This is a genomic window from Halegenticoccus soli, assembly GCF_002844195.1.
Taxonomy (GTDB): Archaea; Halobacteriota; Halobacteria; order Halobacteriales; family Haloferacaceae; genus Halegenticoccus; species Halegenticoccus soli.
Genome location: NZ_PEND01000002.1, coordinates 336,182 through 348,309, shown reverse-complemented (window position 1 = coordinate 348,309; position 12,128 = coordinate 336,182). Strand labels below are relative to the sequence as shown.

At 69.5% G+C, this 12,128-nt stretch carries 14 protein-coding genes; 9 read left to right on the top strand and 5 right to left on the bottom strand.

The window, feature by feature from the left end:
* Window positions 1–130: 130 nt before the first annotated feature.
* Window positions 131–703 (top strand): hypothetical protein, encoded by a 573-nt coding sequence (locus CNO20_RS06710; RefSeq protein WP_101295362.1) that lies wholly within the window; start codon window positions 131–133, stop codon window positions 701–703.
* 283 nt (window positions 704–986) lie between these two features.
* Window positions 987–1,589, top strand: coding sequence for a hypothetical protein (locus tag CNO20_RS06705; protein WP_101295361.1), 603 nt, complete (start codon window positions 987–989; stop codon window positions 1,587–1,589).
* A 98-nt stretch (window positions 1,590–1,687) separates the two neighbouring features.
* On the opposite strand, the gene CNO20_RS06700 is transcribed toward CNO20_RS06705, so the two are convergent.
* The gene (locus tag CNO20_RS06700) at window positions 1,688–2,845 is read right to left on the bottom strand and encodes a M20 family metallopeptidase (RefSeq protein ID WP_101295360.1); all 1,158 of its coding nucleotides are present in this window, start codon (window positions 2,843–2,845) and stop codon (window positions 1,688–1,690) included.
* Window positions 2,846–2,953: 108 nt separating this feature from the next.
* Between CNO20_RS06700 and CNO20_RS06695 the strand changes: the two genes are divergently transcribed.
* On the top strand, window positions 2,954–3,199 hold the full coding sequence (locus tag CNO20_RS06695; protein ID WP_143423157.1) for a hypothetical protein: 246 nt from the start codon (window positions 2,954–2,956) through the stop codon (window positions 3,197–3,199).
* Window positions 3,200–3,432: 233 nt separating this feature from the next.
* On the top strand, window positions 3,433–5,313 hold the full coding sequence (locus CNO20_RS06690; protein ID WP_101295358.1) for a PINc/VapC family ATPase: 1,881 nt from the start codon (window positions 3,433–3,435) through the stop codon (window positions 5,311–5,313).
* 363 nt (window positions 5,314–5,676) lie between these two features.
* Here the strand turns inward: CNO20_RS06690 and CNO20_RS06685 are convergent, their stop codons facing one another.
* Both CNO20_RS06685 and CNO20_RS22925 read right to left on the bottom strand, forming a co-directional pair.
* Entirely contained in the window at window positions 5,677–5,997 is a 321-nt protein-coding gene (locus CNO20_RS06685; RefSeq protein WP_101295357.1) for a MarR family transcriptional regulator, read from the bottom strand.
* A gap of 166 nt (window positions 5,998–6,163) precedes the next feature.
* Window positions 6,164–6,319: a hypothetical protein gene (locus tag CNO20_RS22925; protein WP_158237370.1), complete on the bottom strand. Its 156-nt coding sequence runs from the start codon at window positions 6,317–6,319 to the stop codon at window positions 6,164–6,166.
* Between the two features lie 207 nt (window positions 6,320–6,526).
* Between CNO20_RS22925 and CNO20_RS06680 the strand changes: the two genes are divergently transcribed.
* From CNO20_RS06680 to CNO20_RS06660, 5 genes are all read left to right on the top strand, one after another.
* Window positions 6,527–6,841 carry an EMC6-like membrane protein gene (locus CNO20_RS06680; RefSeq protein ID WP_101295356.1) on the top strand — a complete coding sequence of 105 codons (315 nt, stop codon included), beginning with the start codon at window positions 6,527–6,529 and terminating at the stop codon, window positions 6,839–6,841.
* 2 nt (window positions 6,842–6,843) lie between these two features.
* The gene (locus CNO20_RS06675) at window positions 6,844–8,658 is read left to right on the top strand and encodes a ribosome biogenesis/translation initiation ATPase RLI (protein WP_101295355.1); all 1,815 of its coding nucleotides are present in this window, start codon (window positions 6,844–6,846) and stop codon (window positions 8,656–8,658) included.
* A gap of 221 nt (window positions 8,659–8,879) precedes the next feature.
* Entirely contained in the window at window positions 8,880–9,869 is a 990-nt protein-coding gene (locus tag CNO20_RS06670; protein ID WP_101295354.1) for a DUF7972 family membrane protein, read from the top strand.
* A gap of 77 nt (window positions 9,870–9,946) precedes the next feature.
* On the top strand, window positions 9,947–10,396 hold the full coding sequence (locus CNO20_RS06665) for a YbhB/YbcL family Raf kinase inhibitor-like protein (protein WP_101295353.1): 450 nt from the start codon (window positions 9,947–9,949) through the stop codon (window positions 10,394–10,396).
* A gap of 153 nt (window positions 10,397–10,549) precedes the next feature.
* On the top strand, window positions 10,550–10,915 hold the full coding sequence (locus CNO20_RS06660) for a hypothetical protein (protein ID WP_101295352.1): 366 nt from the start codon (window positions 10,550–10,552) through the stop codon (window positions 10,913–10,915).
* Window positions 10,916–10,961: 46 nt separating this feature from the next.
* Here the strand turns inward: CNO20_RS06660 and CNO20_RS23665 are convergent, their stop codons facing one another.
* Together CNO20_RS23665 and rtcA are read right to left on the bottom strand one after the other, a co-directional pair.
* On the bottom strand, window positions 10,962–11,108 hold the full coding sequence (locus CNO20_RS23665; RefSeq protein ID WP_233203959.1) for a hypothetical protein: 147 nt from the start codon (window positions 11,106–11,108) through the stop codon (window positions 10,962–10,964).
* Window positions 11,108–11,971 carry an RNA 3'-terminal phosphate cyclase gene (gene rtcA, locus CNO20_RS06655; RefSeq protein WP_233203954.1) on the bottom strand — a complete coding sequence of 288 codons (864 nt, stop codon included), beginning with the start codon at window positions 11,969–11,971 and terminating at the stop codon, window positions 11,108–11,110. The genes CNO20_RS23665 and rtcA overlap by 1 nt, the downstream gene beginning before the upstream one ends.
* Between the last annotated feature and the right edge of the window lie 157 nt (window positions 11,972–12,128).

Here is a 12,128-nt window from a genome sequence, read left to right as displayed (position 1 = left end):
GGGCACGAGTCGACCGCTCTCCCCGTTGAAACGCGCGACACGGACCGACCGTTCTTCCCGTCGAAACGACGTATCGCTCGACGTGGCGGTACCGGCAGTGCTAATTCCGTGTTTGACGATGTTACCCCACATGGCCTTCGAACCCGTGGAGACGGCGCCGAGCGACCCGGAAACGCGGAGCGGCGTCGACCGCCGACTGTTCATGAGAGGCGTCGCGGCCTCGGCCGCGGTCGCCCTGCCCGCGCTCGCCGGTCGAGCGAGCGCCCACGCCTGCTGTCGCGTCTGCTGGGTCGACGTGAAACCCAACTGCTGTCCGAACGCGATCGTCCCCGACGACGAGGTGATCCTGATCGCGGCCGGGTGGCCGCATTTCGACCCGGAGAAGGTGAAGTTCATTCCGACGAAGGGGTCCGTCGACGCCGGCTTCGACGGGTGTCAGAGCTTCCAGAACCCGCGGTACGACAGGGACTGCCGGGGGATCAGGGAGTTGCTCGCGGAGCGCGACGGGCGCTTCGCGCGGCCCGAGAGCTGGGCGGTGCTCGACATGAACGGCGACGGAACGCCCGACACGATATTCACCGTCCGGGTCGCCGACCTCGAACTCGAACCCGACGACGCGCACCTGATCCTCGCCGGCCACGACGCCGAGGGCGACTGCAGCGTCATCGGAATCGACGCGGTGGACGTCCGCACGGACGGCTGAGCGACCGGGAAGAGATCGATCGACGGGACGGGATCGATCGACGGGACCGCGTCGAGCGGTGGGCGGCGTCGGTCGACGCTGGTGGGCGTCAGTCGACGGTGGTGGGCGTCGGTCGGCGTCGGTCGGCGCGGATCGGCAGCAACCAGCGTCGGCGCTGGCCGACTGGCGCGGATCGGCGCAAGTCGGCCTCGGCGTCCTCCCGAGAGACCCCCGCGGCGTACAGACGCGTGGGTGGACTTACAGGCGGAAGAGATATTCCCGCCCGCGACGTGTATACTGAACTATGATTCGCGGGAACGAATCAGCGGTGTCGAGCGGAGCGGAAATCGAAACCGGCGTCAGCCGCCGGCGCGTCCTGCGGAGCGGCGCGGCCGTCGCGGCCGGCGCCGCCCTCGTCCTGCCGGCTGTGGCGGGACGGGCTGCGGCGACCGACTGCTGTCGCGCCTGCTGGGTCGACGTGAAGCCCGACAGCTGTCCGAATGCCATCAACCCCGGGAGTAACGGGGTGGTGAGCGTGGCCGCCGGCTGGCCGCGGTTCGCCCCCGGATCGGTGAAGCTCTACCCCGTCAAGGGGGAGTACGACGCGGCGTTCGGCCGCTGCCAGGACTACCGGGACCCGACGTACGACCGCAACTGCCGGGAGATCCGGGGCCTGCTGGAGACGTCCGACGGCCGGTACGCCGAGCCGATCCGGTTCACGGTCGAGGACGTCAACGGCAGCGGCACGAACGACACGGTGTTCAAGTTCCGCGTCCGTGACCTCGAACTCGAACCCGACGACGCCTTCCTGATCCTCGTCGGAGCGTCCGCACGCGACGGGTGCACGGTCGTCGGAATCGACAGCGTCCGCGTGCTCGACGTCGGCGGCGCGCGCCGGTCGAGGTAGCGCGACGGGACGGAGTTCGAGGCGCTTCAGGCTGGGTAGGCGGTCAGCGCGAGTCGGGGCGGCCCGAAAGAGCGCGGTGGGAGCCGTCACGGCACCCGTCACAGCGACTCCGCCGCGTTGCGGTAGATCCGGTAGCAGCGGTCCAGTACGTCCAGACCCACGCTCTCGGTTTTCGTGTGCGCCTCGCCCGGTTCGGACGCGCCGCAGACGACGCACGTCGTCCCGGCCTGCGCGAGCCACCCGGCGTCGGTCGCGTGCGGCTTCGTCACGAGCTGCGGCTCGCCCTCCTGGACGCGGCGGGCGGCGTCGAGCACCGTCTCGGCGAACGCCTCGTCGTCGCAGGCCATCGGCGGGAGGTCCTGATCCACCCGCCAGGTGACGCCCTCGATCTCCTCGACGCGCTCCAGCGGGGCGCGCTCGCCGGGGACCGTCCGCTCGTCGACCGTCACGGTGCACGTCTCGGGAACGACGTTCCACGCCGACCCGCCGTCGATTCCGGTGACCGCGACGCTCCCGCGGACCCGCTCGCCGAACACCTCGACCGCCGGGAACGCCATGTCCCGGACGACGTCGACCGCGTCGCACGCGCGGTAGACGGCGTTCACCCCGGTTTCGGGGACGCTCGCGTGGACGGCCTCGCCCCGCGCCGTGATGGTGCTCCCGCGGCGGCCCTTGTGGGCGACGACCACGTCGGTCACGCCCTCCGCGGAGTAGTTCGTCGAGCCCTCGCCGACGATGGCGTAGTCGGGTGCGAACCCGCCGCGGGAGTCGGCGCCGCTCCCGCGAGCTTCGGACGCGTCTCCGCGAGCTTCTGATCCGCTCCGTCCGCGTGCGTCGGCGGTCCCCTCGATGGCCGCCCGCGCGCCCGTCCCGCCGACCTCCTCGCCGACGAAGCTGGCGAAGACGAGCTCGCACGAGGGGTCCGCGTCCCGGAAGGCGACCATCGCGGCCGCGACGGCCCCCTTCATGTCCGCGGCGCCGCGGCCGTACAGCCGGCCGTCGCGCACCTCGACGACGTACCCGCCGTCCTCGTCGGTCTGTTCGTCGGCCGGGGGGACCACGTCGTGGTGACCGACCAGCGCGAGCGAGACGTCCCCGGAGCCCTTTCGGGCGATGACGTTCCCGGCGGCGTCGCGCAGCACGTCGGCGTCCGCGTGCTCGCGGAGCCACGCCTCGATGGCGTCGCCCGCCGCGGTCTCGTCCTCGTGGCTGGGGATCGAAACGAGCGCGCGGGCGAGTTCTGTGACCGTTTGCATGGGTGCGACACGGACGCCCGTCGCATTAAGCGACCCGACGGCCCCTTGCTTTTCCGCGCAGCGAAGTTAACCGCCGCCGCGCCCAACTCGGAGGCGGAGGGAGCAATCGTGACCGAAGACACCGACAACTCGGAGAACGAAGGGGATCAGGAACAGTACGGCGGCGGCGAGCAGGACGTGGACGCCGTCGAACAGACGAACCGCCGCGAGGGCGACTCGGACGAGGGGGAAGAGGAGGAGGAAAAAGAAGCGGAGAAAAGCGAGGACGAAGGTGAGGACGGGGAGGCGAGCGCCGACGAGGAGGAGTGGGTCGAATCGGAACACGGCTCGCCGGACGACGCCGAGGAGGGCTGAGAGGGGTTATCGGAGGAGTTCAAAGGCACTCTTCTCGCGGGATCGATCTCCCGTACCCGGCCGGGGGCTCGTTCCCTCCGGTCGGCTACGATAACCCCTGTGAGCGGACGCCGTCTCGGAAGAATCCGCGCTCGACAGATTCCGCCCGGGGACGGCGACGAGGCGCCGCGTGGCTCCGGCCGCGGACGCGGGCCGTTATATACTCTTATCAGGCTCGCCTACGCAGTACTCATATGAACGTAGTGCCGGACACGAGCGCGGTCATCGACGGTCGCGTGTCCGAGCGGATCGACTCGGGGGCGTACGCCGACGCGACCGTGTTCGTCCCGGAGGCGGTCGTCGGCGAGCTCGAATCGCAGGCGAACGCCGGACACGACAGCGGTTGGGAGGGCCTCGAGGAGCTACAGCGCCTCGTCGGGTACGCCGACGAGGGCGAGGTGTCGGTCGAGTTCGTCGGCCGTCGGCCGAGCGCGGGGGAACAGGACGCCGCCCACGAGGGCGACGTCGACGCCCTCATCCGTGATATCGCGGCCGAACACGACGCGACGCTCCTGACGAGCGACGCCGTCCAGGCGGAGGTCAGCAAGGCGAAGGGCCTCGCGGTCGAGTACGTCGAGCCGCGCGGGCGCGACGTCGAACACCTCGCCATCGAGGAGTTCTTCGACGAGGGGACGATGAGCGTCCACCTGAAGGTGGGGACGCGGCCGAAGGCAAAGCGCGGCGAGATCGGCGACATGCACTACCAGACCATCCGCGACGACGTCACCACCGAGGAGCAGCTGCGGTCGTGGGCGCACGACGTCGAGGAGAGCGCCCGCGCCAGCCCCGAGGGGTTCATCGAGCTCCAGGAGCCCGGGATGACGATCGTCCAGTTCCACGACTTCCGGATAGCCGTCGCCCGTCCGCCGTTCGCGGACGCCCTCGAGATCACCGCGGTCCGCCCCATCGTCAAGACCGACCTCGAAGACTACGAGTTCGCGGACGAGCTCAAAGAGCGCCTCGCCGAGCGCCAGCGCGGCGTCCTCATCTCCGGCGCGCCGGGGGCGGGCAAGTCGACGTTCGCGCAGGCGGTCGCCGAGTTCCTCAACGACAACGACTACGCGGTCAAGACGATGGAAAAGCCGCGCGACCTGCAGGTCGGCCCGGAGATCACCCAGTACACCGCCCTCGCCGGGCAGATGGAGAAGACCGCCGACTCGCTGCTCCTGGTCCGCCCGGACTACACGATCTACGACGAGGTCAGGAAGACGGAGGACTTCGGCGTCTTCTCCGACATGCGCCTCGCCGGGGTCGGGATGGTCGGCGTCGTCCACGCCACGCGCGCCATCGACGCGCTCCAGCGGCTCGTCGGCCGCGTCGAACTCGGCATGATCCCGCAGGTCGTCGACACCGTCGTCTACATCGACGCGGGGGAGGTCCACACGGTGTACGACGTGACGACCGAGGTGAAGGTGCCGGAGGGACTCACGGCCGAAGACCTCGCCCGCCCGGTCATCCAGGTCCGCGACTTCGAGACCGGCCGCCCGGTGTACGAGATCTACTCGTTCAACCGGCAGGTCGTCACGGTCCCGCTCCGGGAGGGCGACGGCGACGACACGGGCGTCAACCGCATCGCCCGCCAGGAGATCGAGCGCGAGATCCGCTCGGTCGCCCGCGGGCACGTCGACGTGCGGCTCAAAGGGGGCGACAAGGCGGTCGTGTACGTCGAGGAGGACGACATCTCCTACGTCATCGGCAAGGGCGGCGGCCGCATCAACGACATCGAAGAGCGCCTCGGCATCGACATCGACGTCCGGACCCACGAGGACAACCCGCAGTTCGGCGGTAGCGGCGGCCGCGGTGGCGGTGGCGGAAGCGGCGGCGCGTCGTACGGCGGGGAGGTCGGCGAGCCCGAGGGCGAGGTCGTCACGCCCGAGATCACCTCCCGCCACGTGGTCATCCGGATGGACGAGCACGTCGGCGAGACCGTCGAGGTGCGGGCGGGCGGCGAGTACCTCTTCACCGCGACCGTCGGCCGCGGCGGCGACATCCAGGTGTCGCGCGGCAGCGCCATCGCCGACGAACTGGAGAACGCGATCGATCGGAAGCGGCAGATCACCGTCGTGCCGGCGTAGCCGCGACGACGGGGGTTCGTCGGCGCATGGGGCGACTTCACTTCGGGACGTAGGCGAGAACTGGCCCGGTGGCTTCAATTCGCCCGATCGGGTACGAAACCGACGAATCGCTTCTGACTCGTCGCGGCCCCCTGGATCTCCGTGTTCTCACTCGACGTTCCGGGCCGGTTGGAAGTAGCTGATCACCGCGTCGGCGACCCCAGAGCCGCTGAAACGCTCTAATTCGCCGACGAGAGGATCCCACGGGGACGATAGGCGGCCCGGCGGCTCGGAGGCGCGAAAAACGTGGGGTCCGGGGTGCCGTGCCGGCCGCGCGACGGACCGAGCGGTGGTAGGATCGGGTCTACGGCGAGCAGAACTGAGTTATTCGGCGCAGCACGCCTCGGTTTTCTCCTCCGAGCTCTCGGAGTTTCCGCGGGTCCGGGAGTCGATCGACTCCTGACCCCCGTCGGCCTCGGTGTTCAGTTGGTAGAGGTTCTGGCGGGCGTCGGCGAAGTACACGTCCTCGTCGACGACGCCGATGCCCTCCAGCCGTTCGAGGGCGTACCGAACCGTCCGGGCCGACAGCATCGATTCCTCGACGATCCCTTTCTGCGTGAGCGGGCCGTTGTACTCCAGTACTTTGAACACCAACTTCGCGCTCGGCGGGAGATCGTCGAGGCTCTCTTTGTCTGTTCCAGCCATCGTTACGAATCGAAACGCGCCACCGGCATAAAGATTGATGACCGACCGCCGCTCCGGACGTTCGTCGACCGAACGACGAGAGGCCGACGTCGCGGCGGAGCGTCGACAGCGGGACGGGGCGTCGACAGCAAGCGGATGCGGGGACGGGGACGGGCCGGGACTTTCGCTACGCCTCGATGGGTCGACGCCGGTCCGTCGTCTCCAGGTACGTGTCGATCAGTTCGATCTTCCGGTGGTGTCTGTGCAGGTGCTGGCGGAGGTGGTTCCGGTCGGCGCACGCGTGGTCGCAGAGCGGACACGCGCTGGTGGCGGACGAAGTCATCACGTGGAGGGTACACCGTTCTCGCATAAAAGCGGGACGCCGATCGGACGACTGGTATGTCGGGCGGGGGAAGACGTCTGACGGAGACGCCGGACGGAGACAACGGACGGACGAACGCGTCGGAAACCCGTCCGGCGCAGCGCGCGTTTCGAGCCGAATCCCGGCGCAATCGAACGCCTTTTGACGCCCGCTACCGCACCTTCGAACATGGCTACGCAAACGGCTACCGGCCTCTCCGACCACATGCGGGGGGTGACGGTCACGACGCTCGCCTGCCTCGCCGGCGTGGCTGCGGGCCTCGTGTCCGGATTCCTCTTCGGCACGACTGTGGCGGCGGCCCGGGACGTCCAGTCCGTGCTGGTGCTCGGGGCCTTCGTGCTCGCGCAGTTCCCGCTGCTGCGGCTGGTCGGCGTCGACGTGGAGGAGTTCGGGCCCAAGGACTACATCTACGTCGCGTTCATGACCTTCACGCTCTGGTTCATCACGTACGCGATCCTGCTCTCCGCCGGCGTCACCTTCTGACCATGGCCGAACACAGCATCGCCGTCGTCGACCTCGACAGGTGCCAGCCCGACCGGTGCAACTACGAGTGCAGCAACTACTGCCCGCCGAACCGCACCGGGAAGGAGTGCATCACGCTCCGCGGCGAGGACGCCGACGAGGGCGACCCGAACCAGATCCGCATCAGCGAGGAGATCTGCCTCGGCGAGACGTGCGGCATCTGCGTCGAGAAGTGCCCGTTCGACGCGATCGAGATCATCAACCTCCCGCAGGAGCTGACCGACGAGCCGACCCACCGCTACGGCGAGAACGCCTTCGCCCTCTACGGGCTGCCGGTTCCCGAAGGCGGCCGGGTGACGGGCATCCTCGGACCGAACGGCATCGGGAAGTCCACGGCCGTTCGGATCCTCGCCCGGGAGATCACGCCGAATCTCGGCGACTACGGAGCCGAGCCCGACTGGGACGCCGTCCTCGACCGCTACCGCGGGACGGAGCTCCAGAACTACGTCGAGGAGCTGATGGAGGGCGAGATCACGGTCGCCCGCAAGCCGCAGTACGTCGATCAGATTCCGAAGCGCTTCTCGGGCAACACCCGCGCGCTGCTGGAGCGGACGGACGAGCGCGGCGTGCTCGACGGCCTCGTCGATCGGCTCGGCATCCGGCCGGTGATGGACCAGCCGATCGACTCCATCTCCGGCGGCGAGCTCCAGCGCGTCGCGATCGCGGCGACGCTCGCCCGCGACGCCGACTTCTACTTCCTGGACGAGATCACCCCGTACCTCGACATCGGCCAGCGCGTCGTCGCGGCGCGGCTGATCCAGGAGCTCGCCGAGGACGACGAGCGGTCGATGCTCGTCGTCGAACACGACCTCGCGGTGCTAGACCTCCTCGCGGACACCCTTCACGTGGCGTACGGCGAGCCCGGCGCGTTCGGCGTCGTCACGGACCCGAAATCCGTCCGGAACGGCATCAACGAGTACCTGAAGGGGTACCTCACGAACGAGAACATGCGCATCCGACCGGAGGCGATCACCTTCGAGGAGCACGCCCCGAGACAGACCGCGAAGGACGACGTGCTCGTCGAGTACCCCGACCTGACGAAGTCCTACGGCGAGGGCGAGTTCTCGCTGGCGGTCGAAGGCGGCGCGATCCACCACAGCGAGGTGCTCGGCATCGTCGGGCCGAACGGCATCGGGAAGTCGACCCTCGCGAAGATGTTCGCGGGGGCGCTCGAACCCGACGAGGGCGAGCTCGACTTCCACCTCGACATCTCCTACAAGCCGCAGTACATCGAGATCGACCAGCCGATGCGGGTCGACGCCTTCCTCTCGTCGATCACGGACGACTTCGGCACGTCGTTCTGGAACACCGAGATCGCGGGGCCGCTCCAGCTCAACCGCATCATGGAGCAGAACCTCACGGACCTCTCGGGGGGCGAACGGCAGCGCGTCGCCATCGCCGCCTGCCTCTCGAAGGAGGCGGACCTCTACCTCCTGGACGAGCCCTCCGCCCACCTCGACGTCGAACAGCGCGTGCAGGCGACGAGCGCCGTCCGCCGGTACGCCGAGAACCACGACGCGACGGTGATGGTGATCGACCACGACATCTACATGATCGACCTGCTCGCCGACCGCCTGATGGTGTTCGACGGCGAGCCCGCGCGGCGCGGACGCGCGTCGAAGCCGCAGGGGATGCGCGACGGCATGAACGACTTCCTCGCCGACCTCGACATCACCTTCCGCCGGGACGAGCGGACGGGCCGCCCGCGAATCAACAAGCCCGGCAGCCAGCTCGACCGCAAGCAGAAAAAACAGGGTGAGTACTACTACGCGCCCTGAGCGGCGGGTCCGCGGTTCCAGTCGTCCCCGAGTGCCCCATACGGTCGCGTCGGGCGGCCGTTGTACTTATTTCCGCGTCGGCGGTTCGTTCACTCGACTGAGATGACGAACGGACGAACGACGGGTCGGGGTCGGGTTTCGAGCCGGAGAGCGACGGCCTTCGACGCCGAGAGACGAGTCGCGCGGGGCGACGCCGCCGATCGCGCGGTCGCCGGGACGCCATGAATGCGCCCGCCGAGGGAAAGCGGCATCCCACGATCGTCCACTGGTACCTGCTGAGCGGCAGCCGAACGGTGGTGGCGGCCGTCATCGTGCTCGGCGTGTTCCTGCTCACGCTGGCGCTCAACAAGGCGACGCTGATCGATCTCGGACCGAACAGCCGGCTCGCGCCGATGCTCCGCAGCGGCGTCCTCGCGGGACTGCTCACGCTCGTCACCGTGACGCTGTCGATCAACCAGCTCATCCTGTCGCGGGTGTTCGGCTCCCCGTCGGAGCTGACGGACACGCTGGAGGGGAACCTCGCATTCAGACGGAACGTCGAACGCCTCGCTGGCCGCGCTTCGAGCCCGAACGATCCGGGGGCGTTTCTCGTCCTCGTAGCCGATACGCTCCAGGACCGCGTTACGGAGCTTCGTCGCCGCGTCGAGGAGTCCGGCGGCGGCCGCGACGGCGACGTCCGCCGGGAGTTCGACTCGTACGTCGACGACCTCGCGTCGTACGCCGAACACCTCCAGCAGGCCGAAGAAAACCGGAGCACGGTCGACACACTGCTCGTCATCTTCGGATCGTCCTACGCCGCGTACATCACGGAGACGATGCGCCTGCAGCGCGAGTACGGCGATCTCGTCTCGGAGTCGATCCGCGACGAGCTGGACGCGGTCCTGGAGCTCCTCAAGGCCGTCGCGACGATCAGGCAGTTCTTCAAGACGATCGCCATCCAGCAGGACCTCGCCCGACTGTCGCGGCGGCTCATCTACCTGGGCCTGCTCGCGGTGCTCGTCGCGTACTACCTGACGCTGGTGTACCGGCAGGTGCCGTCGACCACGGTGCCGGCGCAGTCGCTGCCGCTCGTGGCGAGCGTCGGGACGGCGATCATCTTCTCGCCGCTCGCGCTCCTGCTTTCGTACCTCCTCCGGGTCGGAACGGTCACCCTCCACACCGTCTCCGTCGGGGCGTTCGTCCCGCCGGAGGAGCGGATCGGCGGGCCCTGAGATCGCGTCGTTCTGCGCGCGCTTTGGCACCCACCCGCAAACGTATTCGGTGTCGGGGTCGAACGCTCGACTGCGTCATGCGACTCACGAGCCCAGCGTTCGGCGACGGCGAGCCGATCCCGCGGCGGCACGGCTACAGGGAGGAGAACGTGAACCCCCCGTTGCGGATCGAGGACGTGCCGGACGGCGCGGCGTCGCTCGTCCTCCTCGTCGACGACCCGGACGCGAGAGAGCCCGCGGGGAAAGTGTGGACCCACTGGGCGGTCTGGAACGTCGACCCCGACACGGAGGAGATCACGGAGGACTGGACGGCCGACGAGGCGGCGGAGGGCCGGAACGACTACGACGAGCGGGGGTACGGGGGGCCGAACCCGCCGGATCGGGAGCACGCGTACCGGTTCCGGCTGTACGCGCTCGACACCCGCCTCCCGCTCGATCCCGGATCGACGAAGGCCGAGGTGCAGGAGGCGATGGACGGGCACGTCCTCGCCGAGGCCACGCTGACGGGGACGTACGCGCCGAGCTGAGCGATCTGCCGCGTCGTCCGCCACCGCGTCATCCACCGCCGGCGACGGCGGAGTAGACGGCACGCCGCCCCGGGACGAGCGGTCTCCCTCGGGACGAGCGACCGCCCTGGGACGGCCACAGCGCCTACCTGCGTGCGAGGACACTGTATCGATATGGTGGAAGAAGACCTCGGGCAGGCGACCATCGCGTACGAGGATCCGGACGACGGCACCGTCGAGCGGACGGTACAGAACGAGCACGTCGCCTACTTCCAGGACCACTGGATCGTCAAGACCGGCGAGGACGAGCAGGGCCGCGACCTCGTCCGACGAATCCCCTACCAGCGGGTATACTACGTCGAGCGATCCGTCGAGGCGTTCGAGGAGGAGGTCAAGACGCTCCGGGACCAGGTCCAGTCGGTCGCCGACGGGTTGCGGTCGAAGCTGCTCGGCGGCGGCGAGAGCCGGGGCGAGAGCGACGTTCAGCGCATCGACGTCGAGAGCGGCGACCCGGACGACGGCGAGAGTCGAGACGCCTGAGCCCGCGAGCCGCCTTCGAGAGGCGACGGCGGCGGCCGCCGACCGATCACGCGATCAGCAGCGCCGAGCCGTCGTCCCGCCGGTCTACATCGAGGTCGTACCCGAAGGCCTCGACGACCTCGCGGTTGGTCCGCACGTGGTCCGTGACGGCGGGGATTCGGACCGCGCCGCCCGCGAGCGCGAGGTGAGTCATCAGTTGATCGGCCAGGTGTTCGTCGAGGTCCCCGGCCCCTCCTGAAACGACAGGAACCGATCGACCGCGCGGTCCGCGACCCGTTCGGCCGGGAGCCCGCGCTCGCCGAGCGCGTCGAAGCCGGCGATCGACTCCCCGTAGGAGCCGACGAGGAGGAACGACGACCCCGGCGAACGGGTCTCGACGTACCGCGGTTCGCGGATCTCGATCGGGACGCCGCGCGCTTCGAGGCGCTCCCGTGCGCGGTCGGCCTGTCGCTCCGCGACCTCGGCCCCGGCGAGCGAGTCGCTCGCCTTCGAGTACGCCGTCGCCGCCTCCAGGTCACCCCGCGACCGGAGGTCGATCGGCTCGAGCGCCGACGGTTCGAGGCGGAGCGTCGCCCGGCCGCCGCCGGCCGGGTAGAACCCGGTTCGTTCGACGTCGATTCCCGCGTCTAACCTGAACCGCGAGAGGAGCGGGAGCCTGACCCGTCGGACGTACCCGACCGGCGGCGCCCACTTCACGTCGGTGCCGCCGATCGCCCGGACGCGGAGCGGCGCGTCGAGGGCGGCCGCGACCGGCAGCAGCGCGTCGAAAAGCAGCGTCACGCTGCCGGCCGTGCCGATGTCGGCCGCCAGTTCCCCGCCGCGAACCGCGCCGGGGCGGAACGTCACCTCGTCCGCGCCGAGTTCGACCCCCTCGACCCGCGCGTCGCAGAGGCGCGCCGCCGTCTCGACCGCGGTCAGGTGCTGGGGCCGGAACCCCGGATTCGGCCGGGCCGCCCTGATCCCGGCCATTCGGAACGGTTCGCCCGTCACCATCGAGAGGCCGAGCGCCGTGCGAACCGGCTGGCCGCCGCCGCCCGAGCCGTCGAGTTCGATCATGACGAAAAGGGGGACGCGTACGGGGAAACGTCCTGCGGACGGGGTCGAGTCACGCTCTGGACCGGTGCTACCAGCCGTCGAGTTCCGCCCGCGCCGCGTTCTCGCGGCGTTCGGAGCGGACGAGACGAGAAACAGAGGAAGCCGGGAGCCGCGAGAG